A 26,771-nucleotide genomic window follows, 5' to 3' on the forward strand; every position below is an offset into this window, starting at 1 on the left:
TTCATGCACCTCTTTCGTTTAAATTTTCTCAAAATTCATAACATTATCGTATTGTATCAATAATTGAATGTCAATCTTTTAATTGCATATTAAAATATGTTTTTATTTTATAAAATAGAAAACTCATTTATAATAATGAAAAAGATAGAGAGATGTGAGAGTATGAATCAGCAAGAGATGGCAGCTGAAATCAATGCGCTGGAAAGAAAAATAGAAGAACAGCAGCACACATTGGCTCAATTAAAGGAAACATTAACTTGTTTGGAAGAACAGGAAGCAGAACGCCGCCGTTTTATTTCGTCTAAAGAAATAATCGATTTGGTTTATTCACACATCGGCAAACGGTTGAATATGTCTACCATGAAACGATGGGCAGACGAAGGCTACCTTGGAGAAGTTATTGATGAAAAAGAAAGATTCTGGGCCATAAAATCTAAGCAAGGGAAAAAAAGATACGTGTATCCGAAAGCTGCCGTTTTTCCATTTTTAAATGAAAAAGGCTACTTAAAACCTAAATTTGCAGTGCTCGATGCGGTTGAAGCAAAACAAGGGATTAAAGGAATGATTATTGATTTTTATCTCGAAAAAGAACATTTTTGCTACACTCTCCAGCTTGACGGCACGTTCCAATCCATTAGCGGAATCAATGAAGATGACCTGCAGCTAGTTGAGAAGGAGATTTGATCGATGAAAGCAAACGTCCGATTGATAAACAATAAAGAAAATCAAGCCATTGCCCGGCAAATCAGAGATTACAATCTCCGTACAGGAAATACTGTATCAATCTCCTTTGAAGAAAATTTATCGGAAATTGTGTTTTCTGGAGAAAAAATCCTCATACCACACAAATATTGGAATAAGGATAATCTGATCATCGAAGGAGAAGCAAAAAAAGAAGAAAACGACTGCCTCATCGAGCCAAGCGAAAAAGGAAAAACAGTCAACCTCCATCTCGATGCCGAGCTCGTCGACGAACTAAACAAAATCAAAGAGCACGTCTTAAGCAAAACCCAGCACGAAATCGTCCTTGAATTATTTAAAAAAGGGCTACATCAGTATAAACGTGAGAATCAGTAGGGGGTTGAAGCAGTGAAAAAGTTTTTTTACGCAGGGTTATTATCGACGCTGGCTTCAATTATCTGTTCTCTTTTGACAAATGATACAATACATCTATAAAGTAGCAGGCACTCTTGCAGTCATCGGAATTATTTTATCAGGGCTTTATCTCCAGACGTTTACCACTGAATTCCAGCAGCGAGGACATTCCAATACAGAAAGCAAAGAGGATCGTAAACAACGAACGGATAGCGGAATTAACTGGGCACTCTTTGCCTTGCCGAACACTCTGTGCTGCATTGTTGTATTTTTGTTTTTTTAGATGCTCAGGATTAAGCGGGTGAGCTGGAGCTTGGTGGCACTTGAAAAAGTGGTGCGAGGCAAATGCTGGTATATTGGTTGGATCGCCGGTATATAGTAAACGGGAAGCGTTATACTCATACTTTTGCTACATTTAAAAGGGTTGAAGACATTAAGAAAGAGTGGAAACATTCCAATCCAACGAAAGCTTGGATTCGTGAAGATATGAAGTTCCATGCACTGAAACACAATCCCCTCCAGGAATTAAAACTGGATAAATTGCCACATCCAGATAAATATGCTTCATTAGTAAATCCTCAAGGTCCTCGTATCAGTAAACGAAAAACTCTTCTCAGGTAGAATCAAAGAAATTCGTCTCCCATGTGTCAATGATGCTATCTTTATCTTCAGAAATGGGAGACTTTTTCGAGATAACAATCGAAGACGCTTTCCTACTCTATCAGATCAATCCTTCAGCAAGTTTCAACTTGTTTAATCCAATTTCTTATTTCTCTAGTCAAATTTAAATAAATACGTTTTTTTCGTATGTCTTGATAGGCTCATTCGCCAATTCAAGGTTGCTTGGTGAGCTTTTTCGAAGTATGCTGATGCCTTTTCAAAATCATCATGATGTTTATGATACATCGCAATATCTAAGGTTAATTCGGCAACGTCTGACCATCAATCTTTACTGCCTAGGTAATCCAATGCATTTTCAATTGAAATACTATCTCCTATGTCATACAAAGCATGGATCAAATTTAGTTTCGATAAATACTCAATTTCTCCTTCTTCTTTAGCACGAGAAACAGCTTGGGTATGCCAATGACGCGCTTCGTCCATCTTTTCCAATTTATATAAACTCCTGCTTAGCATGTACATCGAACGAATACAAAAGATGGATTGGTTATGTTCTGGAATATTAATCGCTTTCAAAAAACAATCTATAGCTTCTGGTAACACGTTTCTTCAGTCATAGGATATACCGAGGTTGAAATAAGCAAGGCTCTCTGTGTAACGAAACCCGTGGGTTTTCGCTCTATCTAAGGCGTTCTTGTAATGGTTTTCGGCTTCATCGTACCGGTGAAGATCAAGTTTATTTGCTGCTAAAACCATTTCACTGTTAATGGTTTTTTCAATATAGTCCTCAGTTGCATTAAAAGATTCGAACGCTTTTTTTGCATAATTTAATGAAAAGAAGTGTTGATCGACTTGGTAATAGGCAATAGCAAATTTGTAATAATTGATCGCATCCATATAGTTTTTTTTATGAAATTCGTAGATTCTTGAAAAAAATAAATAATAATATTGAATCATGGTGTTTGTTTGTTTAATATCGCCTTTGTTTTTATTAATCAATTGATAAACTCTATCTGATTCTGGGAATTCTTGAACCATGAGGCTATGACGAAAATCTAAGAGACTAAAGTATAGGAGTAAGTCTTGGTGGTCTTCTATAACAGGATAGGTATGAAGAATCTGATCTCTCATTGCAACTGCCTTAGGAATATTGTGTCGTTTAATGTCGTGATACCAATGGTTTAACATTTTAGCGACTTCTTCATACGAACCTTCATTAGTCAATCACTTTCCCCCCTTCCTTTTTACAAATTTAAGATTATCCATTATCTGTATTATGACAAAAATCGGGTTTTTTGAAAGTGTCGGAATTAAACGAAAATAATTACTGGGCAGTCATTCTGAAGAAATGAAGTTTCGCGTTGACACACAAGCTCCTGATTTTCGTGATATTGAACAAACTCCCGACAAATTTCTTATGCAGGCTGCACGTTTACTTCGAAAATCAGCTTGCCTTATGATAATTGTAAGAAAAGAAAACGGAGGGATACATATGGCTAGAATCAGCTTGCAAAATATTTATAAAACATATGATAAAAACGTGACAGCGGTTAAGGATTTTAATTTAGAAATTAATGATAAAGAGTTTATTGTCTTTGTCGGACCTTCCGGATGCGGCAAATCAACCACTTTACGTATGATTGCCGGACTTGAGGAAATTTCCTCCGGAAGCTTCTATATTGACGACAAGCTGATGAATGATGTTGCCCCAAAAGACAGAAATATCGCGATGGTCTTTCAAAACTATGCCCTTTACCCTCACATGGATGTTTATAGCAATATGGCATTCGGATTAAAATTAAGAAAATATAAAAAAGACGAAATCGACCGCCGTGTAAAAGATGCAGCAAAAATTCTCGGTTTAGAGGACTATTTAAACCGCAAGCCAAAAGCGCTGTCTGGCGGACAACGTCAGCGGGTTGCCCTCGGCAGGGCGATTGTTCGTGATGCGAAAGTGTTCTTAATGGACGAGCCTTTGTCTAATCTGGATGCAAAGCTTCGTGTGCAAATGAGAACAGAAATTCAAAAACTGCATAAACGGCTTCAAACGACAACAATCTATGTAACACATGATCAAACCGAAGCGATGACTATGGCAACTCGCTTAGTCGTCATGAAAGACGGTATCATTCAGCAGGTGGGCGCGCCAAAAGAAGTTTATGACAATCCAGACAATGTGTTCGTTGGCGGGTTCATCGGCTCTCCTTCAATGAATTTCTTTCAAGGTACCCTATCAAACGGATACTTTCATATTGATGAGAAAACGAAAGTGAAAGTGCCTGAGGATAAATACAAGGATTTACTTGATCAAGGGTATAACAATAAAGAAATAATCCTTGGCATTCGCCCGGAAGACATTCACGATGATGCAGAATTTATGAAAGCATCATCAGAAACAAAGTTAAACATCATGATCGAGGTCTCCGAATTAATGGGTTCTGAAACATACCTGTACTCTAGCATCAACAACCAGAATTTCGTCGCTCGTGTGGATGCGCAGGCTTCAGCAGCAAGCGGACAATTTAAAGAGTTAGCCTTCGATATGGCGAAGGCGCACTTCTTTGATAATGAAACTGAAGAACGTATTACCGCAGAGATGAAAGAGTCCGTATCGCAAATTGTTTGAATCGTTTATTAAAAAAACATCCAGCGATCGCGTATGTTCTTAGGAATGCTACGCGATCGCTGGATGGATTTGTTTGGATGCTTTAATTTTAAACACAGCCCCTCTTTCTCTTTCTAAAGTCGACCTCTATATCCTTTAATCTCTCTCTTGCCACTTTTCCTTCATTTCTACGAGATAGCTCTTGGTACATCTTATTTAGACTAATTGGTTTCATATGGATATAATAATAATAATTAGGTAATATTCGTCCTTTTCCCTTTTACCAACAATTAAAGGGCAAAAGTAGGGTAAATGTGCTGGGATCCGTGTGATTGAAGAAAATCAATGTTATGATATAGGATATTAGTAATATACAACACATAAAACAACGCAACATTTAAAGAATTTGTTTAATTAAGCGGAGGTTATTATGAATCTGTTGGAAAACTCGGATAACAAACATAAAGGACTAGAAATTTTCTTAAAATCGATTATGTCATTCATTGGCGTAGCCTTGCTTGCTATGGGGGCAATGCTGTGTAAACAAGGAAATGTAGGGCTCGATCCTTTTACAGCGATAAATATTGGAATTTCGGATAAAATAGGCTTGAGTTTAGGCACTTATCAGCTCCTGGCCAATCTGTTCATTATCTTATTTGTTTTATTTTTGGATCGAAAAAAAATCGGCATTGGCACAGTTATTAATATGGTTGGTGCCGGTTTTATGATTGATTGGTTCTCGAGTATTTACAGCTCTGTATTTCATTATGAACCAACCATTCTGACCGGCATTGTGAATGGAATATTAGGACTGCTTCTTTTCACTCTGGGCACTTCTTTATATATGTGCGCGAAAGTCGGTGTTGCTCCTTATGATGCACTTGCGCCGATCGCATCAAAAAGGCTGCGTGTTAAGTATAGAATTTGCCGAGTTGTCCAGGATTTAGGATTTATGGTTTCTGCTTTAATTGCAGGCGGTCCGATTGGTCCAGCAACAATCATTATTTCATTTTTTGCAGGTCCGTTAATCTCTTTTTGGAATACTCGTCTCAGTAGAAATATTGCTGCATCAATAGTTGAATTCAGCAAAAACCCTTCCGGAAAGAATATTGGACATGGAGTCGGAGGAGCCGGCAGATATACAGTTCATTTGGTCAAAGAAAGTTATAACCTGACACTGATTACACAGGAACAGCTGTCCGATTATTCTGATGAAGAACTGGAGCAGAGAGTACAACAAACAGCTCGAACCCTCAAAGACACAAAAGCAGTTGTAAGAAATACAATAAATCAATATGTGATGTTAAAAAGAGAAGAACGCCGTCGGAAAAAAGCTGAAAACCAGAATAAAAAGAATGAAAAAAAACAATGATGCTTTAGTCTGAACCTCATAAATGGGATTCAGAAATAATAGCCAGTTCCCTATATTTAGTGGAACTGGCTTTATTTTTGTATAATGGCTATTAACTCCTCTTTACTAATACTCTCAGGTAATATCACAATAACTCCCTCCCAAAATCCCAGACTTTTTGGATGATTATTGATTTTGATGTGGGGAATAATGATTACGATAGAAAAATTACGGGAAAGACCATAATAATACATAGATTGTTTTAATGACCGAAAGGAGATTTTTCATCACATGAAAGCTTTAGTATTAACTGAAAATAAGCGTATGGAACTTCAAGAAGTTTCTGAGGAGCCATTAGCAGATAATGAAATGAAGGTGAAGGTGAAATACGTGGGCATATGCGGTACTGACAAGCATTTGTTTCATGGTCAGCCAGGTTCCGCACAAGCCAATCCGCCGATCGTTTTAGGACACGAAATTTCCGGGGTAATTGCAGAAGCAGGAAAAGGTGTGAAAAGCCAACTCAAAGTCGGGGATCGTGTAACCATAGATCCGAATATTTCATGCGGCTACTGTGATTATTGCCATGAAAATAAGCCTCAGCTTTGTGTTAACATGCAAGCAATCGGTGTTACACGCGATGGCGGAATGGCAGAGTATGTCAATGTGCCAGAAACCAATATATATAAGATTCCCGACAGTCTAAGTTTTAAAGAAGCCGCGATGGCTGAACCGGTCAGCTGTGTTGTATATGGAATAAGGCAACTAACAATTAAACCGCAATACACAGCCCTCGTGGTAGGCGATGGCATTATTGGACAAATGTTTACGCAATATCTGGCAAATAGAGGATTGAAGAAAGTCGATGTCAGCGGCCGTAATCCGAAAAAAGTTGAGACGTTAAAAAAAATTGGGGCAACAAAAGTTTTCAATCCTGAAAAAGAAGAGCATGATGAAAAATATGATATCGTCATTGAATGTGTCGGCGTAACGGCTACACAGGAACGTGCAATAAACTTCGCACGCCGTGGCGGTCAAGTCTTAATGTTCGGCGTCTCCAACCCAGATGACTTAATTCAAGTGAACGCCTACGATATATTCTTTAAAGAGTTAACCATTAAAGGCGCATTCGTCAATCCTTATTCCATGCGAGATGCTATACATATCTTAGCTGACAAAACAGTTGATGCCGAGCAGCTAATCACGCATGAAATCAATCTTGAAGATGTCCCTGATGTTTTGGCAGGAAATATCAATTACAAAATTACCAAAGCTATCATTAAGTTGGATGATGAATGAATCATCCCGTAAACAGTGAAAATTGATTAAATCAACTTTGACGTGCAGAGTTCTTATACCAGCATAACTCTGCACGTCATTTATTTCTCCGCAATTTTTTGAAATATACCCCAAAAATATGGAGTTTATCTGAAATCGACCAGGTAAAAATGATTGAAAGAAATGTGTCATATTTGAACATGTTTTGTTATAATAGAAAATGTTTTGTTATACTCATACTCAGAACATTTCATCTGCTCCATTAGAAAAATTTCTTTTATAGAAAAAGCCAGGTTGTTTTTGCTAATAAATGTTGATATTGACCCAAACTACCTCCACTTGGAGTTTTGAATTCTAAGAAACATATTATTAACAACACAACAATGCAGCTCCTAATTAGGGGCTTATTACTTTTAAGTAGGGATATACTGCTTTATATATGAAAAAAATTCAAGTGGAGCACTAAAGAAACAGTTGTAAAACATAATCAATTAAAAGCTTGTCAATATCAAAAGAAGCTTAAGGAACGGATAAGGAGTTTCAATCGCACGAGCATATTTTTATTATAATAAGGAGGAACAATGAGATACGTAATTGGAATCATCGGTTTATTAATAACTTTGGGTTTAGCCTGGATCGTCAGCAATAATAAAAAGGACATTAAATATCGTCCGATTGCAGTCATGATTGTGATTCAATTTCTTCTCGGATTCTTATTGTTAAGAACAACGGTAGGAAATTGGCTAATTAAAGGGATCTCAAATGGGTTCTCTGAACTTTTGAATTTTGCGAATCAAGGCATCGATTTTGTTTTCGGCGGATTAGTAAATGCAAATCAGATGAGCTTTTTTGTCAGTGTATTACTACCGATCATTTTTATTTCAGCCCTGATCGGTATTCTGCAGCATTGGAGGATACTTCCCCTTTTCATTACCGGCATAGGTTTTCTTCTAAGCAAGATTAACGGTATGGGAAAACTGGAATCTTATAACGGTATTGCGTCAGCAATTTTGGGACAATCCGAAGTTTTCATATCAGTCAAAAGACAACTTGGAAGCTTGCCTCCGCATCGCTTGTATACGCTTTGTGCTTCTGCGATGTCGACGGTATCTATGTCTATTGTCGGTTCGTATATGGTTTTGATCAAACCTGAATATGTCGTCACTGCTATATTTCTTAATCTATTTGGCGGATTTATTATTGCATCAATTATCAACCCCTACAATGTATCATCGGAAGAAGATGTTATCAAAATTGAAGATTACGAAAAGAAACAAACCTTCTTTGAAGTCCTTGGTGAATACATTATGGACGGATTTCGCGTAGCCTTTACTGTCGCAGCCATGTTAATTGGATTCGTTGCTCTCATCGCAATGATTAATGCTGTATTTAACGGCATATTTGGCATCAGCTTCCAAGAAATCATGGGATACATCTTCGCTCCATTCGCTTTCTTAATGGGTGTTCCTTGGAATAGCGCCGTCGATGCAGGAAGCATTATGGCAACCAAATTAGTGACAAATGAATTTGTTGCAATGACCAATTTATCACAAGGTAATTTTGCTTTTTCAGAACGAACAACAGCGATTGTTTCTGTCTTTCTTGTTTCATTTGCAAATTTCTCATCCATCGGGATTATTGCTGGAGCGGTGAAAGGATTACATGCTGAAAAAGGTAACGTTGTCGCACGATTTGGCCTCAAATTGGTCTATGGCGCAACACTTGTTAGCTTTTTAACAGCCATCATTGTTGGGCTGATTTACTAAATTTTTCGAAACGAATTTATGAAAATAGGGCTCTTTTCTTTGGTAGTATGCAAATACCGGAGAATGGAGCTCTTGATATATCCGAAATGTATAGCTGACTGCTGACTTTTTCAGATAACCTGGCAATCCCTTTCGATAGAGAGAAAATTTCTACTTCGGCGGCGGAGCATGCCTGACTATATGAAGGAATCCAAGCCCTGAATTGTTTAAGCTCTCCTGCCGTTTTCCTCTGAGATTTCGTTTCCAAACATGTCTTTACCAATGATTCCTTCAGCCACGCCATTAGCTGAGGCAAGTCCGTAGATTCCCATTTCCGATTTTTGCAGGATGTCGAAGCCTTTTCTGTTTTTGTAAGCGTCAATAGTATAGGTAGCGTCTACACCTTTTCGGCCACCCCAGCCGATCGCCGGGAAAAATCCAGCTGCCGCAAGTGCACCGGCTGTAACGCGGTCTGTCTCACTCAGCATTTGCTTGGTAACAGGGTCAATGCCCTGTGTTACTCGTACATAATCATAATAACCTGAGAATTCTCCTGTAAAGTTGCAGGCAGCATCCCATGCTTTGTCCAGCAAAGCGCGGTATTCGAGTTCTTTTTGTTCCTTAACGAGACGCCTGGAATCCTCTTGCTCGTTTTTCATCATCAGGTAGTCGTTGTTGAGCTTTTTGGCCTCCACTCTCATTTGGAAAACGTCACTGTTGCGATAGGCAGTTGCGTTAAAGTGCAGCGGAGTGACTTGTCCATTCTTTTCCGTGGAAGCAAGCAGCTGCCGGTACAGCGCGGCAACAATCGACTCATCCTCTTCAAGCATTGAATATTCGCTTTTGAGGCTGCTGTCTAAGGAATTGATCTTCTCAATTGTTTCCGACCGATGTTGTTCTGCATCATTGAATGCGGAAGTAATCGGATATTTGGTAAATGCCTCGATTGGAACAAGATCATCAATCTTGTTAAGTGTTGCTTTTAATTCTGCCTGCTGCTCAGTCACGATTTTCTCTGAGACGTTGAGTCCAAAAGAAACATCATCCTCTAAAAATGGCAAGTGCACCACCGTTTCTCCGGAAAGCTCATGCTCCTCAATGATACCGGAAATGCTTTTCATGAACGCTTCGTTTTTATCTATTAAATCAAGCCAAGCGTTCACTACATCTACTTGCGCGCCATAAAATCCTTTAATCGCCTCTGCCCCTTTTCCTTCAAAGCCATCGAGTCCAATTAGATTTTGAAACGCTTTTTTTAACCGGACCATTTGATCCCTAAATTCAGAATATTCATTGATCCGTTCATTCATAGCTGATATTAAAGTTTTTGCTTCATATATTTTCATCATACCCACAAGATGCCCTTTCATTTTGGATTTTTCTGTTGGTTCATCTTGTTGTTTTTTGCCAAATTGGTTTCATATGGATAGTGTAAGGATATTTAGACCAGGTTGGAATAGGTATTTTCTCCTTTTCAGAGGAAAAAGATTGGAAATTAAGCGGAAGAACAGATTAATTTACATTCTTTGACTGAACTTAGTGAACGATTTATTGTTGAATCCGGATTTGTGGGAGGAATTTAAAGGTTTAAAACAATTTTCATGTAAATTTCGTGTTAAGCAAGAGAAAAGATGTTCAAGGATTTATTTTGCTTATCTATGATTCAACCAGTGTTTATCAAAAATGTATATTAAATGTGCCCTTCACGGACATTATAGAACGAAATGTAAAAGAGACCCTAAAAAACTAGAGTCTCTTTCAAAGATTCTGAAATTAACGAAGAAGCTGTAAAACTCCTTGTGGTTGTTGGTTGGCTTGCTTTGCCGCTATGCCTTTCGGCGATAGAATAGACTATATCTTCACCCATTTTCATGGGGCTGGGCACTTCGAATGATTTCTCATCCTACGAATCTCATTGCCATAGCTTTAAACTTTAGGCAGTGCATTCTAGTCGTTGAACCTTCCCCATCCTTTCGGAACAGGGGCTTGGCTGCTGATTATCCAATCTCTTCTGTTTTCAAACCCTCACACTTGCCGTTTCCAGCTATGCTGTGGTCAGAAAAGCTCTAAGGAAGTTCCAGCAATTCACCCAGTGATGATCTAATCCATTGCCGGACTAGACGCCCTGCAATCAATTATCTAAGAAGTTGAAGCACTCCTTTAGGCATTTGATTGGATTGAGCCAACATTGCTTGTGCTGCTTGACCAAGAATAGAATTCTTCGTTTGACCCATCATTTCTTTCGCCATGTCTACGTCACGAATACGAGATTCAGCAGCTGTTAGATTTTCAGAAGATGTTCCCAGGTTGTTGATTGTGTGTTCTAGGCGGTTTTGGTTTGCACCTAATTTAGAACGTTCAGCAGAAACTTTATCAATTGCAGATTGAATTTTAGTTACCGCAGAAGCTGCTGAATCATGAGAAGATACATCTAGAGCTTGCTCAGTAATCGTACTGCTTGTTCCATCAGTAACTCCTAATTTGGCATCAGTACCAGTAGTGGTAATTCCTAGTGCACTTGCTCTCATATCAGCAATATCAAGGGATAAGCTTTGATTTTCGTTTGCACCAATTTGAAATTTAAGACTTTTAGTAGAATCTGTTGATCCATCCTTATCACCATTCAATAACTTTTGAGTATTGAATTCTGTTGTATTACCAACACGGTTTATTTCAGAAGTAAGGGAGTTAATTTCTTTTTGAATTTCGCCACGGTCAGTATCTATATTTGTATCGTTACCACCTTGAACAGCCAGTTCACGCATACGTTGAAGAATATCGTGAGTTTCGTTTAATGCTCCCTCAGCAGTCTGGATCAAAGAGATCCCGTCCTGTGCATTTCGAGAAGCTTGATCCAAACCACGAATTTGCCCACGCATTTTTTCAGAGATAGCTAGACCAGCAGCATCATCACCTGCACGATTAATACGAAGTCCGGAAGATAATTTTTCCATTGATTTTGATTGAGCGTTAGAAGCTGCACCTAATTGTCGATGCGTATTCAGCGCCGCAATATTGTGATTAATTCTCATTGTTTTGATTTCCTCCTTGAGTGTATGTTCGCACGTCCTTGTGCTTTTTTGCAGAAGCAAGAGGGCGGCCGTCCCTGCTGCTTGCTACATGTTTAATATCGGTCTTTCGTCGCACAAGTTTACAAATTGGCACAAAAAAATCCTCACTTTTTTTGTGAGGATAAGAGACTCAATAGATTGCCTGAGAGATTTGCTGCTCTGCTGTTCTCTTCCTGGATGGCGACGTAAATTTCTTTACGGTGGATGTCGATGTGCCTTGGGGCTTCGATGCCGATTTTGATTTGGTCGCCTTCGATGGCGATGATTTTAATTTCAATGTCATCGCCGATTTGGATGCTTTCGTTTTTCTTTCTTGAGAGAACGAGCATGCTTAAGCACCTCCAATTAGGTGCTTTGTTTGATAGGCAGCGTCTTGCAGGATGACCTGCTTTGCCAGCTTGTTCTTACGATTGACGATGACCGGAGCTTTTAAGTTGGCCGTTGTTTTTTCAAACGGTTCTTCAATCGTTAATAGCACGATAACTTCGACGTCTTCTGTTGATTCCAGTTCCAGCATTTCTGTTGTAGCTTCATCCAGATCGAATTCATAGTCTTTAAAAAACAGAAAAGGGCTTGTTACGATGAAGGCAAGCTCCTCTGTCGACACCGATTGCAGGACTAGAAACGGTGAATCCTCGGATAACGGGAGGATGGCAAATTTCTTTTCATTTAAAAATCCGGGCAGACCGTTTTCAAAGGAGAGGATCTCCTCCTCGTGAATGGCGGTTTCACCATGGTATCTCGTTTGGATAATCATACGTTCATTCCTTTATTCGCTTATTCTTCAGGCGGAATCACGTCGATATGCAGAGAAGGCTTCTGTTGCATATCAATCGTGACCTCACCGGGGCTATAACCTATTATAGGCTTTTTCGGGGTCACTTCAATCATTGGTTTTTGCGGTTCCGCTTCAACCTTGACCTGTGCCGGCTCATAATTTGTTTTTACGCTAAAATGAGAAGGGATAAAACCGATATTGAATTCAAAAGGACGCCGCTCGCTGTTCTGTTTTGCTTGCTCAGGCATCGGGTTCCCCTTGTTTTCAATCCTCATCATTTCGTTACCTTGGCTCGCTCTTCTTGACATCCCCTCTAAGACATCCTGCTTTCCCCGATTAGCTGCTTCTTCAATCCGTCTGAAAATATGCTTTAAGTCCATATCCTCCCATGCCTGCGTCTGATCAATCGTAAGCTTTCCAGGAGTCGTTGTGATTTCCAGCTTGGCAGGCGGTTGCTTGATGTCAATATCAGCAGGCTCTTGCTCAATCGACACGTTAGCAGATCGTATCGTAATACCGATCCGTCCTTGAGTGCTTTCCATCATTAGCCTTGGAAGCTGCATATTCAGTCCTCCTCACAACACTTTCTTGTTACTAAATTCAATCCACATGAATGACAATCTCATTACCTGTTGATTTTCTAAGAAAAGGAGCACTTTTTTCCTTAAAAACGAAATCAAAGCCTGAAATGTCATCAGGTAATGGTGGGGAGATGATATAATTGTTCGTCATCTGCCCTTCCGATCCAGATCCACCGGAAAAACTGCAATTAAAGTGATCATTTATATACAATTCAAAAAATTTATGATGTTCTCTGTTCTCTGTTCTCTCGATCAACTTTGTTATCATGCCAATCAATATTAAAATTGACCACACTGGCATTCGAATACTGTCGGATAAAGGTAACTGTAATACTCTCCTTGTTCAACCGATTATAATACAGGAATATACTTTCTAAAATCCTTTGGTTCAACGACTGGTCGAAATTCGTCCTCATCCATTAACGTCAAAAATATCGATCTTAAAAGCTCCTCATAATGGCCGTATTCTTCAGCCCATCTCGAGATCTCTTCTAGAGGTGGAAATCCCGGATTATTGTTTGAAATTTCCTTCCGTTGCTTTAATAACGCACAAATTTGTTCATTAATCGAGAGAATCCGTTCATCATAATGGTCAGTGGGACGTTCAAATGGAATTTTTTCATTTATATTCCTCATTTTCCAAATATTGTGTTACATTCTATCATAACAGATTCGGTAGCTGATTGGTTGCCATTTTTAATCCTAGTAAAATTATCTACGATCTAAGGGTCCGTTGCTACCTTCTGGAGAAAAGACTAAACCACTTGCTTAATTGCACAAAAAAGAGCCGGAATCGCACAGTTTACCGAGATAATTGCACAGAAGAGTGCCGGAATTGCACAGTTTCCCGAGAAAATTGCACATAAGAGCAACAAAAATGCACAGTTCTATTAGATATTTGCACAGAAATGGTCAAGAATTGCACAATTTACTATGATAATTGCACAGATCCCCTGACACCTTTCATGATTTCTAATCATCTCACTGGCGCACCAGCCCACCACGCATTTCCAACAAAGCACTTCTCCTATGATAGATATTCGAACTTTCCAATCTTAATCAAAAAAGCGTGCTCAGGAAGCCCAAGCCGCTTATCTTAAAAAGTCAATCAAGGTTGGCTGAATAATCCGCGAATTGGTTGATAGTGCTGCTCTGTGGACGCTCTCTTGGGAAAGTAAATCGGTAATGACTTTTTCAAAATCAACATCTTCATTATCAGAAAGCATTCTCGTCGCTACGACCTTTTGCTGCTCCAGTCGGCTTTCTACCAATTCCATCCGATTTGTTCGCGCGCCTATGTCTGAACGCTCAGCAATCATTTGATTGGAAAACCCGTCAATATCACTTAAAAAAGACTTTTCGTTGTTTAGAGTTCCTGTTTTGAGTTCATTCTCTAAATCAGTCAGCATTTCAAAGATATTTTGCCCGCTTGTAGAGCTTCCGCCAAATGCTTCGTTCGGATCGGAGTTGACTTTTAGCGTTACTCCTTTTGAGACATTGATATTTACATCAGAGGTGCTTTCATAGTTTTCAAAGTTATATGTGTATGAGCCATCATCATTTTTCACAATTGGGGCTTGGTCCGTTTTCGTCCCATTAAAAATATACTTTCCTGCGACCTGTGAATTGGCCGAACTAATCATTTGTTCCTTTAATTGGCCAATTTCGACGCCGATCGCCTTTCTTTCTTCGAGACCGTTTGTTTCATTATTTGCACTAACGACCAATTCTCTGATACGAGAGAGGACATCGATGCCTTCGGTTATATTTGTTTCTGTATTATCAAGCCATGAGCCCGCCTCTGTTAAATTACGTGTATACTGATTCACTTCCTCAAGTGACGTTCGGTTTTGCATACTTTTCATCGCGACTACAGGATCGTCGGAAGCCCTTGTGATTTTCTTTCCAGTTGACAGTTGATTCTGCAGCTTTCCCATTTTCTCGTAGCTAGAAGTAATATGGCGCAACGAGTTTTGTGAAAGCATTCCTTGAGTGATTCGCACAGCTCTATTCCCTACCTTCCAACGACACCCATGCCGTTAATGATTTTATCCAATATTTCGTCCTGCAAGGTAATCATTCGGGCTGAGGCATTGTACGCATGCTGGAATTGGATCATGTTCGTCATTTCCTCATCGAGAGAAACCGCGCTGACCGTTTGCCTCCGTTGATCGGCGATTGATGTCAAAAGTGTGCTGTTGCTGGCGAGACGATTGGCTTCTCTTGCTTTAACCCCCATCTCGCCTATCACTCCTTCATAGTAATCAGCTATCGCGGGATCATTTTTTACTTCAGCAAGCCTGGTCGCGTTGCTTCCGTCACCTAGGTCTCCATTTCCGGAAGCCGCGATATTATCGGTTGATGCTTTGATCGTATCCGCTACTTTAATGAGAGAAGCTGCTCCTGACGATAAGTTTCCTCCGGGATTGAAATCAAAAAATGCCGCTCTATTATCGCCTTTTAATGTTGTTCCGCTCTGGTGAACAGCATTAAATTTTTCAGCAAATGAATGAGCCATCTGATCGAGCTTTTGCAGCATCTCCGGAAATACACCTTGCTCTTTGCCGGCAGATTCGATGGACCCATAGGAATCCATTAGGCTTTTCACCTTGCCGATACTCGTAAACTGATCAGCATTAATGGTCTGGCTGCCCACTTTCATTCCACTGACAAGTCCCGAACCATTGTCATACTCAACATTCATCTGATTGAATTGATTGGTGTTTCCATTCAGTAGAGATCCAAGCGTATTTTTATTTGCATCTAATAGCTCGATATTAACTGTCCCTTCCGCCATTGGAAGGGCTTGACCTTTCGGATCGTTATAAGTGACATTAATATTTGCATAGGTGGTTAGCTCGTCCAGCAATTGATCGCGCTGGTCGTACAAATCGTTCGGGAGATAACCATTCGGCTCGACCTGTCCGATTTGTTTATTAATCTCATTTAACTGGCTGACAAGTGAATTGACCGTATCCGCCCCGTTTTCTAAATCTTTTCTTAGATTGCCCTGGACATTTTTTAACGAGTCGGACAAATAATTAAACGTTTCAGCGACGGCCGTACCATTTTCAACGACTACCGACCGTGCGCCTGAGTTGCCGGGACCCGCGGCAAGATCCTGAAGCGATCCCCAAAATTTATTCATTGTGCTGGTTAAGCCGTTGTCGCCGATTTCATTCATTATGTCTTCCATTTGCTTCATAGCATCCGCTCGTGATTGCCAATATCCTGTTTTGTTGTTTTCATCGCGGTACTGACCATCTAAAAAGCTGTCTCTGACCCGCTCGACCGTTTGCGCATTGACGCCTGTACTCATTTGTCCGGGAATGGCAGGGCTGTTCATTGAAATGGATGGATAAGGATTTCCGGCCTCAAATGTTACCCTTTGCCTTGAGTATCCGGGAGTATTAGCATTGGATATATTATTTCCCGTAGTATGTAGGGCGGATTGCTGCGCATACATTCCCTGCTTGGATATTTCAAGACCCATAAAGGTCGATCTCATTTTATTTCCTCCGTTCTAAGCCTGTGAATCAAACAAAGCGAGACGATTTCCGGTTTGCGGTTTTCCTTTTTTCGCTTGTCCATAGTTGCCCGTTTCTGAATTTTTTGGAGCGATCATGTCAAAGGTAAGGGAAACAAATTGAAGGGCTTGGTGAGTTAGCTGCTGATTGATCGAATTGACTTCCTGAAGCTTCGCTAAGAGTGGAGCCAGCCTGCTGTAAAGCGCTTCGAATTTCGTTTTGTCTTCGCCTTCAGCTTTATCGATGCAGTTACTAATTGTCGCCTCCGTTTGATAGCCGAGAAACGCAGCTGTAAGCTCTTCTCTTTTTCTTTCTGTCTGATCAATCGCCTGGAGATACTTTTTTTCTTTAGTCAGGATGAGTGAGAGCAACTTTAGATCATCCTTTTTAATCGCTTCTGTCTTCTCTTGAGACAGCTTTAATAAATGTTCATGTAACGTGCAAAGCTTGTCCAGTTCATCCAACACAGGTTGAGCTGACATGATTTCATTCCTTTCTTACTTGTTTTTATAGAAGTTCACCAGTTTTTCCGCGATTCCTTTTGCATCAATTTCGTAGGTGCCGCTGTCGATTTTCCGTTTCAACTCCGCAAGTTTTTCTTGTCTCTCCATATTAACCTCCGGAGCCTTTTGAAGTTCTTTTGCTTGTTTAGATATTTCAAGCTTATCCTGCTTTGGGGACTTTGCCGGTTGTGTATTCTGCTTTTCATATGTTTTAAGGTAGGGATTAATCGGCTGCGTACTCATTCGATTAATTTTCATAGTGGTTCACTCACTTTCAAGTTACGGTCTGGCATATTATCTTACTTCCTTTATCGACAGCATTTCAAGGAAGTTTAGGCGGTTGATTGTTTTTGGTTCGAATGGCATAATACGTTTCTTTTGAACTAGATTTATCTATAGTATTTGCTGGTTCGCTCTGATTCAAAGGATCTAATTGATTTGTCATTTCTTCACGGCACTTTGCGCAAAATCGCTGCTCGCGAATGATTGTTTTGCAGCGTTCACACGGATAGCCAAGGTTCGGAAATTTGGAAAGCTGAATCCGTTTTTGTCTAATGAATTTCAAGATTAACTCTTCACGGACTCCGGTCTCTTCAGATACCTGAAGCAATGTAGTCTGCCGGTTTTTTTGCTTTCTTAAGAAATCATAGACGACGTCAAACTGTTTTTCTTCCTCTTTTAAGCAAGCATGGCAAATAGATTGCCACTCATTTTTCACAAACAAAGCGTTGCACTTTGGACAATTTGCTAATTGATTCATCTTGCACGGCTCCAATCTTCTTGTTACCTATACTATCGGCAAACACGCTGATTTTTTCAGCTCCTGATTAGTGTAAAAGAAGAAATAGAATTCGCACCGCCGATTTTCTTTAAGCAACGAGCAGCCTGGTGAAGCGTCGATCCTGTCGTATATAAGTCATCGATCAAAATAAGATCCTTTCCGAAAACAGAATGATGTTCTGTCGTAAAAACATCATCTTGCCGCAGACGTTCTCTCCGGCTTTTTTTCGATTGCTTTTCTTTTTTCTTCCTTATTAAAGGATGAGCGGTGGGGAGGTCTAACAGAGAAGCAAGAAGCTCAGTTTGATTAAAGCCTCTTTCCTTGATTCTATCTTCACTCAATGGAATAGGAACTAAGGTATAAGATTTATTAGGATAAGAAGATTTGAACGCGGATAAAAAGGAGGACTCAAAGGCATACACTAGCTCGGCATCGCCTCTGAATTTATATCTGGCAAGCGCTTCCTTCATTTCTTCCGTATAAAGAAATACAGAGCGGTTTTGTGTCAGCAGCCCTTTCGTCTCGGGATCAGCTTCCCATTGAAGGCAATCGTGGCACAGTTCTTCTGCTGTCTGTTCTCTGCCGCACTTTTTGCAGAGACTACCTGATATTCTTTGAAATTTATTTCGGCAATCCAGACATAATCGCTCGGCTCTTTTTGTATAAAGCAGGGAACTCCAAATGAAATCCTTGTCCAGTTTGGCTTCGCATAATAAACAGATCTTCATATTTCTTTCCACTTGCAATGGGGAGATTTTGACTCGATAGCTGCTGCCTCAACTAAAATCACAAGCAAGGAGGTCTTTGTTTGACGATCAACGAGATCTGAGGTGACAAATGCGAGCTTGTCAGAATCCGAGATATATTTCGGCTTGACGTTGTTTAATGAAATTGCCATCACATCGTCTAAGCACTTCTCGCACGTACATGGCATATTCAAATCATCCACATATTGATGAAGAAGAGCCTTAAAGACCACTTCCTTTGCATTGATCAGCATACGGTCAACTCCTTATTACTTTTTGTTCATACTATCATTTTTTTGTAATTTTTAACACCTGTTGATTTGCTGGTCACGCAGAGCTATTTGGTTCATCTCTTTTATATGGGCTCTGGCTTCCAGCATTGCTTTTGTTTTTCCGTAATGAAAGAAGACGACATGCCCTTTTGCGAATTCCGGATGCCGCCCGGCTCTTCCGGCAATTTGGACTAGCGCGCTTTCGGTAAAGATCGCGGATTCCGCACCGAGCACACCGACCTGGGCATTTTTCACGGTGACTCCTCTTTCAAGAATCGTGGTCGTCACGAGTATTTGGAGCTGTTGATCTCTGAACTGCTGGACCTTTTCTTTTCTCATTTTATCTTCTGCGTGAACTCCTTCAGTAAAATATCCGATGCGTTTTAATAGCTTCACCGTTTGTGTAAGATTCGGAATCGTTGGGACAAATAAAAAGATCGGATTGTTCTTCTCGCAATGGTTTTTCACCCAATTCGTTAACACGAGAGGCAGTTTGTTTTTTGATAATTTTTTCTCCCAGTTTCCGATCCATTTCCATGAGGGCTCAGGCAAGGGACGCCGATGAAATCTGGCTGGAATGCGGACGGCATGCAGCTGGCCTTTTTCTACATCACGTTTCATTTCCTTTGATGGGGTTGCGCTTAAGTATATGCAGGCACTGACATGTTTTCTTGCCTTCTTTACGGCGAACTGCAGCTTTTTATCAGCTGAATAAGGAAAGGCATCGACTTCATCAATAATGATGACGTCAAAGGCATTTTTATAGCGGAGGAGCTGATGAGTCGTTGAGATAGTGAGCGGCTTACGTGTGCCGCGGTCTTTACTTCCTCCGTAAAGCGCGGCGATCTCGAATCCGGAAAACGCGTCCTTTAGCCTTGGAGCAAGCTCTAGCACGACATCCGTTCTAGGAGTTGCAATGCATACGAGCTTGCCATTCCTTATCGCATGCAAAATTCCTTCGAATAAAATTTCTGTCTTGCCTGCCCCGCAGACTGCCCAAATCAGGCATTCATCAGACCCATCAATGGTTCGAACGATATGTGTCGAAGCGTTTTTCTGTCCTTCCGAAAGCTTGCCGCTCCAGGTTAATTGAGCATTATCAATTGATATAGAGTTACTGCCCTCAGCGGTTAAGAGGGGAGTACATTCGCTTACCCTCCCCATCATAATGCACGAACGGCAATACACGCAGTCTTTCTTGCAATGATAGCAGGGATAAAAAGCAAAATACGAAGGGTTGTCCTGTCCGCAGCGATTGCAGATCCAGCCGGTTTTCTTTTGCGTAATGCCTGGTTCAGAAAGGATCAGACCTTTTTCAATACTTTCGGTAATGATTTGCTGCTCAAAAGGAAGCTCATTGCTGAGAAGATGTTTGTTCTGAAGGAAATCTTGCAGCTCATTGACCGGCATCGGAATAATGTCCTTTTTGTTTTCGGTAACGCTTTTCCACACTGATAGAGGGTCGGTTCAGGACTGTGGCAATGGCCCGATACGTCATTCCAAGTCTCTCTCGCATGTCCATTAACCGGTTGATTTCTTTCGACGTCCAATGCTTGTAGGTTCTCACTGTTTTCACCCTTTTTTCTTAAGTGTGCGAGTTAATACTTTATTTGTCAAAAAAGGAAAAAAAGAAATCCCCGTTCGAAAAGGAGATTTCAGCGATTATTCCTTCAACTGCCAACCTAAACCCAATGATCCTTCACCAAGGTGTGTTCCAATGACAGCTCCAAAATAGCTTTTATAAAATTCGACGTGCGGATATTTGCTTTGCAGCTCTTTGATCATTTCGTCTGCTTCCTCTTCGCGGTTCGCGTGAAAAGCAACGGCACGAATGGGAATGCCTTTACCAGCATCCTCGGCAAATAAATCATAAATTCGGTTCAACGCTTTTTTCCGAGTACGGATTTTCTCAAAAGGCACGATCAGCTTATCGACAAAATGGAGAACCGGTTTAATCTGCAGCAGTCCGCCAATAAAGGCTTGAGCTCCGCTTAGTCGCCCTCCCCGCTGCAAATGAGCCAAATCATCGACCATAAAATAAGCCCGCGTCCGTTTTTTCAGCGCTTCTAAGTGCTGAAGTATCTCCTCCGGTTCCATGCCTTGTTCCGCTAATTCTGATGCTTCAATCGCATAAAATCCTTGAATCATGCAGCTGATCTCAGAATCAAAAGGATATACTTTGATGTTTTCCGCCATTTCTCCTGCTGAAACACTGCTCGAAAAGGTTCCGCTAATCCCGCTGGACAAATGCACGCTGATCACCGCATCGTAAGACTCCGCCAGCTTTTCGTACATCGTGAGAAATTCTCCAAAAGACGGCTGAGAAGTGGTCGGCAGCTCCTTCAATTCTTTTACTTTTTCATAATAATCAGGCCAGCTTAAATCAACTTCTTCTTTATAGGATCTGCCCTCAATCACGACGTTAAGAGGTATCATATAAATATTATGCTTTTTCATGATGTCTTCAGGTATGTATGCTGTACTGTCGGTCAAAACCGCTATTTTCATATAAACAAAACCTTTCACGTCTTTCTTCTTATTTTAGCTAGAAGATGAATAGATTGGCAAGGTTGTTTATAGGAAGATTTTCATAACTTCCAAGAGTAGAAAAGAGCTAAGATACCTTTTTGGTCAACTGTTATCTTTATATAGTTCAAAATAGCCTCTTTGCATCACCAAGAGTATTTCTTAAAAAACTAGCATTTTCACCAATCACTTCATTAGGTAGGAGCACGACTTGATGTGGAGCAACGCATAATAACATAGTAGGTGAAGCCAGTATATAGAATAGCTGAGTCCTGTGCGGAGAATCATGCGTGGAGAGGCTCCATATCATGTCATCATGATGATGATAAATAGATCCCGATAGAAAAAGGGAGCAATTCCTTTTAACGAGGAAATTACTCCGGGGTTTTTCTATATTTCCACTTTTTTGAGGCTAGACCACTACTCTAGCAGGATTTTTATTTATTAAATTTAGTGTTTTCTTTAGGGCCATTTCGTGTTTTCATGCAAAAACATAAATTCTAAATATAAGCAACAAAGCGGCCTAGAGCAATAATAGCTATCCATAGAAATATGGAGCAAATTGCTGCTGCTTTGACAGATGAAAACTCTTTAATTTCTATTTCTGCACATTTTAAGTTTCTCACATGAAAAACAAATGCATTGATACCAGCTAGCAAAATGAGCAATATTTTTATTTGAAAAGCAGTATTGTTCATCAAAGCCCTTGGATCATTTAAAAAAAGAAAAGTACCGGATAGGACAACTAGAAAAAAACCTAAATGGGCAAGGGGCAACAAGAAATCTGCTGTTTTTTTTACTGACAAGAATTTTCCATAACCTAATAACCTGAGATCAAACAACGCTGTACTCCCCGTCAATATGGCCAATCCTAAAATGTGGACTACTTCTGATATAGGATAAAACCAAGGATTTATACGTACAGATTGTGAGAGTAAGGTACCTTCAAGCCAAATTAGACTGTTTACGAAAGGTGAGAAGACAATAAACTGGGAAAATATCATCAGAGAAAAAAGGGCTGTAAAAAGAGAAATTGAAAAAAACGACAAGCTAATTTTCATCTTTTTTCGATTTAACATCACTCACCCTCGTTTCCATAATTTCCGCCACACAACAATTGCTGCTAAAATGCCGAATAGAACAAAAAGCCCTACAATCCAGAGAATGGGTTGATTCGCTTCAAACAGTGAATCTTTCTGTTGTTCTTCATTCATGGCAATTGATTCTTGGTCCGAATTGTTAAGGGAAGCTGCAGATGAATCAGCATCCCGTTTACAATTTGTTTCCGGAAGAGAAACAGAGCGTTGGCGGACACTTCGATTTTCGTCAAATACAATCAATTCAGGTCTGACTTCTTTCTGAGAATCACAACTGATATAGCCAAATACTGCTATTTCTTCTCCTGTTTGAGGAGCTTCCGGCATTCCCCATTCATTTAGTCGTGTTGTTGGAGCCAATATGAGAGTCCAATTTCCACCGGGACTCGGCAATACTTTAAGATTCTCTAGTGTGTTTTGGAAATTCAGTTCTTCAAGTTCAGGCGGGACATCAATTTCTTTGATATTTTCAGCAAGGGTCAGTTTATCCGGAACACGTATAATAAGTTCTGGATGCGGATTTTTCCAATTTACTTCCACCACTGTTCCAGAGAAGTACAAAGGCTGTGAAGTGTCGAAATAAGACCATCCGTGATGTGCTTGTACAGAAGTATTTTGAATCAACGAAGAAATAAGGATCCCAATAAAAAGAATCAACGTTATTCCTTTATGCAATTGCAGCATAAAACTAGCACCTCTTTTAAAGTTTTATTTGGTTCATGCTACTCTCCTTTTATTATGAAATCGATTTTATTATTCGTCTAATATATAATTACTTATAATCTTATATATAGGAGATATTAATAAAATGGAAATAAGGCATTTACGTTATTTTATCGCTGTAGCTGAAGAATTAAATTTTACACGTGCGGCCGAACGCTTGAAGATGGCACAGCCACCCTTAAGCCAACAAATCAAGGAGCTTGAGAATGAATTAGGCACAAATCTTTTTCGTCGTACAAAACGAAAAGTAGAGTTGACTGAGTCTGGGCGAGTCTTTCTCACTGAAGCACGTCATACCCTCCAACAACTGCAAAAGGGAGTGGAAATGACAAGGTTAGCTGCCAGAGGAAAAGTTGGACGGTTGAGAGTCGGTTTTATAGGTTCGGCCATGGACCGATATTTAATAGAAATTATCCAAGCCTATACATCAGCTTTTCCAGAAGTCACTTTGTCCCTAAAAGAGATGACCTCATCTCAACAATTGGAGGCGCATCAAGCAAATAGGATTGATATCGGATTTATGCGGACTTTTATTTGCAATGAAAATTATGAATCAAAAATTTATTCAGAAGAACCATTGGTTGCTGTTCTGCCCGAAAAACACCCTTTAGCAGAAAAAGGGAGTATTTCAATTAAAGAAATTGGAAACGATCCTTTTATTTTTTTTCCTAGAAAATACGGGAGTTATTTTTATGATCTGTTGACCAATTTTTTCAACCGTCATGGTATGTCGCTAAACGTTGTCCAGGAAGCGATACACATGCATACGATTGTAAATCTTGTGGCCACAGAAATAGGTGTTTCCGTAGTTCCAGAGTCTGTTCAAAATTTTCAGCGTCCTGGTATAAAATATCTCTATATTAAGGAGGAGACCCCAGACATCACCCTTTGTTATACATGGTGTAAAAACAATACGTCGAGTGTATTGAAAGCTTTTATTAAGTTAATTAGTGAATCTTCAATCAATAATTAAGGTGAAACTTCAATCAGTGGGGGTTTTGTTCGTCCCCACTGATTGTTAGGTGAACCAATCGGGCTTTTACGGGCAGTTGATTCCCCCCCTAGACTTCTGAGGATTGACCTAAGTCTTTAGAGGTGGGGGCTTACTGCCCGTTAATGCGGGATAAATTTTGGTTTACTTTATAATTGAAGGAGATTGCGATTTTTAATTGGGGATAGATAGATTTGGCGCTTAGGGGGAGCCATGAGAGTCAGTGAAGAAAAAGTAAAAGGTAAGTTTTTTGAAACAGAGGATTGTTCATCCGGGAGTCAAATTATCGGACAAAGGAATTTGTATGGTTGAAATGACGGAACTGGCATTTTATCCGACCTATTCCGTTTCCGTCATATATCGTACCATTATTGAATTATATCCGACCATTATCGCCGTATATCCCCCCTTCCTCGGAATATATCCCCTATAAACAGCAAAAACCCCTTGCATATTCGCAAGGGATTTTTTATTATCGCATTTCCACCCAGCCGTTTTTAATGGCGACGACCACTGCCTGGGTTCTGTCGTTTACGTTCATTTTTTGCAGGATGTTGCTGACGTGATTTTTTACTGTTTTTTCGCTGATGAATAATGATTCGCCGATTCCTCGGTTGCTTTTTCCATCTGCAAGCATTTGCAGCACTTCGCATTCTCTTCTGGTCAGAATATGCAAAGGCCGGCGGATTTCCGGAAAGACTTCATGCTGTGTAGTTGCCGGAGCGCCGCTTACTGCCAGACGGCGGAATTCGTTTACTAGGTTGTGCGTAACCTTTGGATGGAGGTATGATCCTCCTTCTGCTACAACTTTTACTGCTTCAATTAGCGTATCTGCATCCATTTCCTTTAGCAGATACCCGCGAGCGCCGGTTTTTAATGCATGGGTTACATAATTTTCATCATCATGTATAGATAATATAATGACCTTAGATTCAGGGTAGAGCTCAACAAGCTGTTTTGTTGCTTCCACGCCATTCACTTTCGGCATGTTGATATCCATGATGACTACATCCGGATGATAATGTTCAACGATGCGCGCAGCCTCGTCTCCGTCATCTCCTTCAGCAATAACCTCAAAGGTTGGTTCAAAATCCAAAATACGTTTGACACCTTCACGGAATAACTGATGATCGTCAATAATGACTATGTTTACTTTATTCACAAGCCACGCCTCCCCATTCTTATTTTTCTATACTGTCGAAATTGGGTCAATATGTCTTTTGTCTCTATTTTCATAGAACAAAGGGTACTTGGACCATAATAAAAGTCCCAAGACCTATTTTTGAATCAATCGTTATTTTTCCGTCTAGCAGATCTACTCTTTCTTTCATGCCAAGCAGTCCAAATGATTTGCTTTTATTTTTGCCTGTTTCTTTTATATCAAAGCCTTTTCCATTATCTCGAATAATCAATGTGACGGCTGAATTTGTCATTTCTACTTTGACAGATATCTCAGTGGCTTCCGAATGCTTCATGGAGTTTGTCACTGCCTCTTGCGCGAGCCGGAAGAGGGCGACCTCGAACTGGGGAGGCATCCGGACCGTCTCTGTATCCCCAATTGTCGAAAAAAGAATTTTAATTTTGCCATTGTATTCTTCCGTTGTATTTAAATACTTTCTAAGAGTCGGGATGAGCCCCAAGTCATCAAGAGCCATTGGACGAAGATCATAGATAATTCGTCTCACTTCGTACAAAGCGTTTCTCACATTTTGCCTTAAGCCCCGAATTTCCTTAAAGCCTTCTTCGGTTCCCCTGTCTCTAAAAATTCGTTCGATGAGCTCAGACCTCATCATCACACTGGCCAGCATTTGTGCAGGGCCGTCATGAATTTCTCTTGATACTCTTTTTCGTTCTTCCTCCTGAGCTTCAATAATTCGAAGTCCAAAATCCTGCTTTGCCTGAGCATCCTGAAGCAAAATCCCAACCTGACGAAGATCCTGATTTAAATAGTTTAAAACAACAGTAATTTGGCTTACCAGCGATTCTGAGCGTTCAATGATTTCCTGCAGGCCGAGCAGGCGGCGCTCCAAATCATCACGCCTCTCACGGAGCTGTTTTTCGCGTTGCTGAATCATCGTCAACTCTACCTGCAGCTTGTGGGCTTTTTCGTATGCTGTTCGGATTTCTTCCTCACTGAATTTATGGAAGTTTTTGCTGACTTCAGAAAGTCTTCCTCTGGCCATGCGTGTATGAACCTCAAGCTTGTCCCCAACCTCGATAACTTCATTTACCTGCTGCTTCACTTGCTTTAGTTCTTCTACAGACTGTTCATATTGCTGACGGGATTGTTCACCGATCTGGAAGACTTCATCCTTACTTCCATCAACGGTACTCAGCATTCTCACGATGATCGAGTCTAGTACATTGGAATCTATTTTCTTGGAAGTTCCCAACCTTTTTCCCTCCGTACATTGCATTGTTATCTATTTGTAATTATCGTTATCATTGATCTAAGAAACATGTCGATTTATAATGAAAGA

At 40.2% G+C, this 26,771-nt stretch carries 31 protein-coding genes; 9 read left to right on the top strand and 22 right to left on the bottom strand.

The window, feature by feature from the left end; all coding sequences use genetic code 11:
- Positions 1 to 162 precede the first annotated feature (162 nt).
- The 4 genes from JOC74_RS09095 (at position 163) to JOC74_RS09110 (ending at position 1,716) form a co-directional block, all read left to right on the top strand.
- Positions 163 to 684, top strand: coding sequence for a hypothetical protein (locus tag JOC74_RS09095; RefSeq protein WP_053604278.1), 522 nt, complete (start codon positions 163 to 165; stop codon positions 682 to 684).
- A 3-nt stretch (positions 685 to 687) separates the two neighbouring features.
- Positions 688 to 1,077 carry a hypothetical protein gene (locus JOC74_RS09100; RefSeq protein WP_053604279.1) on the top strand — a complete coding sequence of 130 codons (390 nt, stop codon included), beginning with the start codon at positions 688 to 690 and terminating at the stop codon, positions 1,075 to 1,077.
- Between the two features lie 79 nt (positions 1,078 to 1,156).
- Positions 1,157 to 1,378: a DUF5316 domain-containing protein gene (locus JOC74_RS24285; RefSeq protein WP_211086125.1), complete on the top strand. Its 222-nt coding sequence runs from the start codon at positions 1,157 to 1,159 to the stop codon at positions 1,376 to 1,378.
- Positions 1,379 to 1,440: 62 nt separating this feature from the next.
- Positions 1,441 to 1,716, top strand: coding sequence for a hypothetical protein (locus JOC74_RS09110; protein WP_053604281.1), 276 nt, complete (start codon positions 1,441 to 1,443; stop codon positions 1,714 to 1,716).
- A 321-nt stretch (positions 1,717 to 2,037) separates the two neighbouring features.
- Here the strand turns inward: JOC74_RS09110 and JOC74_RS23465 are convergent, their stop codons facing one another.
- Together JOC74_RS23465 and JOC74_RS23470 are read right to left on the bottom strand one after the other, a co-directional pair.
- Positions 2,038 to 2,208, bottom strand: coding sequence for a hypothetical protein (locus JOC74_RS23465; protein ID WP_225970228.1), 171 nt, complete (start codon positions 2,206 to 2,208; stop codon positions 2,038 to 2,040).
- A 117-nt stretch (positions 2,209 to 2,325) separates the two neighbouring features.
- Positions 2,326 to 2,940: a response regulator aspartate phosphatase gene (locus JOC74_RS23470; protein WP_053604282.1), complete on the bottom strand. Its 615-nt coding sequence runs from the start codon at positions 2,938 to 2,940 to the stop codon at positions 2,326 to 2,328.
- A 268-nt stretch (positions 2,941 to 3,208) separates the two neighbouring features.
- Between JOC74_RS23470 and JOC74_RS09120 the strand changes: the two genes are divergently transcribed.
- The 4 genes from JOC74_RS09120 to JOC74_RS09135 all read left to right on the top strand — a co-directional run bounded on the left by JOC74_RS09120 (position 3,209) and on the right by JOC74_RS09135 (position 8,716).
- Positions 3,209 to 4,342 (top strand): ABC transporter ATP-binding protein, encoded by a 1,134-nt coding sequence (locus JOC74_RS09120; RefSeq protein WP_053606114.1) that lies wholly within the window; start codon positions 3,209 to 3,211, stop codon positions 4,340 to 4,342.
- A gap of 409 nt (positions 4,343 to 4,751) precedes the next feature.
- Positions 4,752 to 5,693, top strand: a complete 942-nt coding sequence (locus JOC74_RS09125; protein WP_053604283.1) for a YczE/YyaS/YitT family protein — start codon at positions 4,752 to 4,754, stop codon at positions 5,691 to 5,693.
- 270 nt (positions 5,694 to 5,963) lie between these two features.
- On the top strand, positions 5,964 to 6,971 hold the full coding sequence (locus JOC74_RS09130) for a zinc-dependent alcohol dehydrogenase family protein (RefSeq protein WP_211086126.1): 1,008 nt from the start codon (positions 5,964 to 5,966) through the stop codon (positions 6,969 to 6,971).
- A 560-nt stretch (positions 6,972 to 7,531) separates the two neighbouring features.
- Positions 7,532 to 8,716, top strand: a complete 1,185-nt coding sequence (locus JOC74_RS09135) for a NupC/NupG family nucleoside CNT transporter (protein ID WP_053604285.1) — start codon at positions 7,532 to 7,534, stop codon at positions 8,714 to 8,716.
- 206 nt (positions 8,717 to 8,922) lie between these two features.
- Here the strand turns inward: JOC74_RS09135 and JOC74_RS09140 are convergent, their stop codons facing one another.
- From JOC74_RS09140 to JOC74_RS09225, 18 genes are all read right to left on the bottom strand, one after another.
- Positions 8,923 to 10,044, bottom strand: coding sequence for a ribonuclease YeeF family protein (locus JOC74_RS09140; protein ID WP_158320305.1), 1,122 nt, complete (start codon positions 10,042 to 10,044; stop codon positions 8,923 to 8,925).
- Positions 10,045 to 10,830: 786 nt separating this feature from the next.
- A complete protein-coding gene (gene hag / locus JOC74_RS09145) occupies positions 10,831 to 11,727 on the bottom strand; it encodes a flagellin Hag (protein ID WP_053604287.1) in 897 nt (298 codons plus the stop codon).
- Between the two features lie 143 nt (positions 11,728 to 11,870).
- Positions 11,871 to 12,095, bottom strand: a complete 225-nt coding sequence (csrA, locus tag JOC74_RS09150) for a carbon storage regulator CsrA (RefSeq protein ID WP_053604288.1) — start codon at positions 12,093 to 12,095, stop codon at positions 11,871 to 11,873.
- Between the two features lie 2 nt (positions 12,096 to 12,097).
- Positions 12,098 to 12,523, bottom strand: coding sequence for a flagellar assembly protein FliW (fliW, locus tag JOC74_RS09155; RefSeq protein WP_053604289.1), 426 nt, complete (start codon positions 12,521 to 12,523; stop codon positions 12,098 to 12,100).
- A 20-nt stretch (positions 12,524 to 12,543) separates the two neighbouring features.
- The gene (locus JOC74_RS09160) at positions 12,544 to 13,107 is read right to left on the bottom strand and encodes a DUF6470 family protein (RefSeq protein WP_053604290.1); all 564 of its coding nucleotides are present in this window, start codon (positions 13,105 to 13,107) and stop codon (positions 12,544 to 12,546) included.
- Between the two features lie 369 nt (positions 13,108 to 13,476).
- Positions 13,477 to 13,761: a hypothetical protein gene (locus JOC74_RS24105; RefSeq protein ID WP_312883794.1), complete on the bottom strand. Its 285-nt coding sequence runs from the start codon at positions 13,759 to 13,761 to the stop codon at positions 13,477 to 13,479.
- Positions 13,762 to 14,216: 455 nt separating this feature from the next.
- Entirely contained in the window at positions 14,217 to 15,128 is a 912-nt protein-coding gene (flgL, locus tag JOC74_RS09170; protein ID WP_053604291.1) for a flagellar hook-associated protein FlgL, read from the bottom strand.
- Positions 15,129 to 15,139: 11 nt separating this feature from the next.
- Complete coding sequence (gene flgK, locus JOC74_RS09175; protein ID WP_053604292.1) at positions 15,140 to 16,633, bottom strand: flagellar hook-associated protein FlgK; 1,494 nt, start codon at positions 16,631 to 16,633, stop codon at positions 15,140 to 15,142.
- Between the two features lie 15 nt (positions 16,634 to 16,648).
- Positions 16,649 to 17,134 carry a flagellar protein FlgN gene (locus JOC74_RS09180; RefSeq protein ID WP_053604293.1) on the bottom strand — a complete coding sequence of 162 codons (486 nt, stop codon included), beginning with the start codon at positions 17,132 to 17,134 and terminating at the stop codon, positions 16,649 to 16,651.
- A gap of 15 nt (positions 17,135 to 17,149) precedes the next feature.
- Positions 17,150 to 17,413 carry a flagellar biosynthesis anti-sigma factor FlgM gene (gene flgM, locus JOC74_RS09185; RefSeq protein ID WP_053604294.1) on the bottom strand — a complete coding sequence of 88 codons (264 nt, stop codon included), beginning with the start codon at positions 17,411 to 17,413 and terminating at the stop codon, positions 17,150 to 17,152.
- Between the two features lie 64 nt (positions 17,414 to 17,477).
- Positions 17,478 to 17,915, bottom strand: a complete 438-nt coding sequence (locus JOC74_RS09190) for a TIGR03826 family flagellar region protein (RefSeq protein ID WP_053604295.1) — start codon at positions 17,913 to 17,915, stop codon at positions 17,478 to 17,480.
- 56 nt (positions 17,916 to 17,971) lie between these two features.
- Positions 17,972 to 18,664 (bottom strand): amidophosphoribosyltransferase, encoded by a 693-nt coding sequence (locus JOC74_RS09195; RefSeq protein WP_053604296.1) that lies wholly within the window; start codon positions 18,662 to 18,664, stop codon positions 17,972 to 17,974.
- The gene (gene comFB / locus JOC74_RS09200) at positions 18,661 to 18,936 is read right to left on the bottom strand and encodes a late competence protein ComFB (protein WP_053604297.1); all 276 of its coding nucleotides are present in this window, start codon (positions 18,934 to 18,936) and stop codon (positions 18,661 to 18,663) included. Before comFB ends, JOC74_RS09195 begins: the two co-directional genes overlap by 4 nt.
- A gap of 51 nt (positions 18,937 to 18,987) precedes the next feature.
- Entirely contained in the window at positions 18,988 to 20,364 is a 1,377-nt protein-coding gene (locus tag JOC74_RS09205) for an ATP-dependent helicase ComFA (RefSeq protein ID WP_211086128.1), read from the bottom strand.
- Positions 20,351 to 20,521, bottom strand: coding sequence for a hypothetical protein (locus tag JOC74_RS09210; RefSeq protein WP_211086129.1), 171 nt, complete (start codon positions 20,519 to 20,521; stop codon positions 20,351 to 20,353). The genes JOC74_RS09205 and JOC74_RS09210 overlap by 14 nt, the downstream gene beginning before the upstream one ends.
- A gap of 95 nt (positions 20,522 to 20,616) precedes the next feature.
- Complete coding sequence (locus JOC74_RS09215) at positions 20,617 to 21,462, bottom strand: fatty acid kinase binding subunit FakB (protein WP_211086130.1); 846 nt, start codon at positions 21,460 to 21,462, stop codon at positions 20,617 to 20,619.
- Positions 21,463 to 21,980: 518 nt separating this feature from the next.
- Positions 21,981 to 22,559, bottom strand: a complete 579-nt coding sequence (locus JOC74_RS09220; RefSeq protein WP_053604299.1) for a DUF6644 family protein — start codon at positions 22,557 to 22,559, stop codon at positions 21,981 to 21,983.
- A 3-nt stretch (positions 22,560 to 22,562) separates the two neighbouring features.
- Positions 22,563 to 23,261, bottom strand: a complete 699-nt coding sequence (locus JOC74_RS09225) for a DUF6152 family protein (protein ID WP_053604300.1) — start codon at positions 23,259 to 23,261, stop codon at positions 22,563 to 22,565.
- 124 nt (positions 23,262 to 23,385) lie between these two features.
- On the opposite strand from JOC74_RS09225, the gene JOC74_RS09230 reads away from it, so the two are divergent.
- A complete protein-coding gene (locus tag JOC74_RS09230; RefSeq protein WP_053604301.1) occupies positions 23,386 to 24,273 on the top strand; it encodes a LysR substrate-binding domain-containing protein in 888 nt (295 codons plus the stop codon).
- Between the two features lie 490 nt (positions 24,274 to 24,763).
- Here JOC74_RS09230 and degU read toward each other — a convergent pair whose 3' ends face one another.
- Positions 24,764 to 25,453 (bottom strand): two-component system response regulator DegU, encoded by a 690-nt coding sequence (gene degU, locus JOC74_RS09235; protein ID WP_053604302.1) that lies wholly within the window; start codon positions 25,451 to 25,453, stop codon positions 24,764 to 24,766.
- A gap of 70 nt (positions 25,454 to 25,523) precedes the next feature.
- The gene (gene degS / locus JOC74_RS09240) at positions 25,524 to 26,708 is read right to left on the bottom strand and encodes a two-component sensor histidine kinase DegS (RefSeq protein WP_053604303.1); all 1,185 of its coding nucleotides are present in this window, start codon (positions 26,706 to 26,708) and stop codon (positions 25,524 to 25,526) included.
- Between the last annotated feature and the right edge of the window lie 63 nt (positions 26,709 to 26,771).

Source organism: Bacillus capparidis (genome assembly GCF_017832095.1).
Lineage (GTDB): Bacteria > Bacillota > Bacilli > Bacillales > Bacillaceae > Bacillus > Bacillus gobiensis.

Excerpts from the sequence above, each read along its gene's own strand:
- JOC74_RS09095 (WP_053604278.1), top strand. The coding sequence starts at position 163 with ATGAATCAGCAAGAGATGGCAGCTGAAATCAATGCGCTGGAAAGAAAA.
- JOC74_RS09100 (WP_053604279.1), top strand. The coding sequence starts at position 688 with ATGAAAGCAAACGTCCGATTGATAAACAATAAAGAAAATCAAGCCATT.
- JOC74_RS24285 (WP_211086125.1), top strand. The coding sequence starts at position 1,157 with ATGATACAATACATCTATAAAGTAGCAGGCACTCTTGCAGTCATCGGA.
- JOC74_RS09110 (WP_053604281.1), top strand. The coding sequence starts at position 1,441 with ATGCTGGTATATTGGTTGGATCGCCGGTATATAGTAAACGGGAAGCGT.
- JOC74_RS09120 (WP_053606114.1), top strand. The coding sequence starts at position 3,209 with ATGGCTAGAATCAGCTTGCAAAATATTTATAAAACATATGATAAAAAC.
- JOC74_RS09125 (WP_053604283.1), top strand. The coding sequence starts at position 4,752 with ATGAATCTGTTGGAAAACTCGGATAACAAACATAAAGGACTAGAAATT.
- JOC74_RS09130 (WP_211086126.1), top strand. The coding sequence starts at position 5,964 with ATGAAAGCTTTAGTATTAACTGAAAATAAGCGTATGGAACTTCAAGAA.
- JOC74_RS09135 (WP_053604285.1), top strand. The coding sequence starts at position 7,532 with ATGAGATACGTAATTGGAATCATCGGTTTATTAATAACTTTGGGTTTA.
- JOC74_RS09140 (WP_158320305.1), bottom strand. The coding sequence starts at position 10,044 with ATGATGAAAATATATGAAGCAAAAACTTTAATATCAGCTATGAATGAA.
- hag (WP_053604287.1), bottom strand. The coding sequence starts at position 11,727 with ATGAGAATTAATCACAATATTGCGGCGCTGAATACGCATCGACAATTA.
- csrA (WP_053604288.1), bottom strand. The coding sequence starts at position 12,095 with ATGCTCGTTCTCTCAAGAAAGAAAAACGAAAGCATCCAAATCGGCGAT.
- fliW (WP_053604289.1), bottom strand. The coding sequence starts at position 12,523 with ATGATTATCCAAACGAGATACCATGGTGAAACCGCCATTCACGAGGAG.
- JOC74_RS09160 (WP_053604290.1), bottom strand. The coding sequence starts at position 13,107 with ATGCAGCTTCCAAGGCTAATGATGGAAAGCACTCAAGGACGGATCGGT.
- JOC74_RS24105 (WP_312883794.1), bottom strand. The coding sequence starts at position 13,761 with ATGAGGAATATAAATGAAAAAATTCCATTTGAACGTCCCACTGACCAT.
- flgK (WP_053604292.1), bottom strand. The coding sequence starts at position 16,633 with ATGAGATCGACCTTTATGGGTCTTGAAATATCCAAGCAGGGAATGTAT.
- JOC74_RS09180 (WP_053604293.1), bottom strand. The coding sequence starts at position 17,134 with ATGTCAGCTCAACCTGTGTTGGATGAACTGGACAAGCTTTGCACGTTA.
- flgM (WP_053604294.1), bottom strand. The coding sequence starts at position 17,413 with ATGAAAATTAATCGAATGAGTACGCAGCCGATTAATCCCTACCTTAAA.
- JOC74_RS09190 (WP_053604295.1), bottom strand. The coding sequence starts at position 17,915 with ATGAATCAATTAGCAAATTGTCCAAAGTGCAACGCTTTGTTTGTGAAA.
- JOC74_RS09195 (WP_053604296.1), bottom strand. The coding sequence starts at position 18,664 with ATGAAGATCTGTTTATTATGCGAAGCCAAACTGGACAAGGATTTCATT.
- comFB (WP_053604297.1), bottom strand. The coding sequence starts at position 18,936 with ATGCTGATCAATGCAAAGGAAGTGGTCTTTAAGGCTCTTCTTCATCAA.
- JOC74_RS09205 (WP_211086128.1), bottom strand. The coding sequence starts at position 20,364 with ATGCCGGTCAATGAGCTGCAAGATTTCCTTCAGAACAAACATCTTCTC.
- JOC74_RS09215 (WP_211086130.1), bottom strand. The coding sequence starts at position 21,462 with ATGAAAATAGCGGTTTTGACCGACAGTACAGCATACATACCTGAAGAC.
- JOC74_RS09220 (WP_053604299.1), bottom strand. The coding sequence starts at position 22,559 with ATGTTAAATCGAAAAAAGATGAAAATTAGCTTGTCGTTTTTTTCAATT.
- JOC74_RS09225 (WP_053604300.1), bottom strand. The coding sequence starts at position 23,261 with ATGCTGCAATTGCATAAAGGAATAACGTTGATTCTTTTTATTGGGATC.
- JOC74_RS09230 (WP_053604301.1), top strand. The coding sequence starts at position 23,386 with ATGGAAATAAGGCATTTACGTTATTTTATCGCTGTAGCTGAAGAATTA.
- degS (WP_053604303.1), bottom strand. The coding sequence starts at position 26,708 with ATGCAATGTACGGAGGGAAAAAGGTTGGGAACTTCCAAGAAAATAGAT.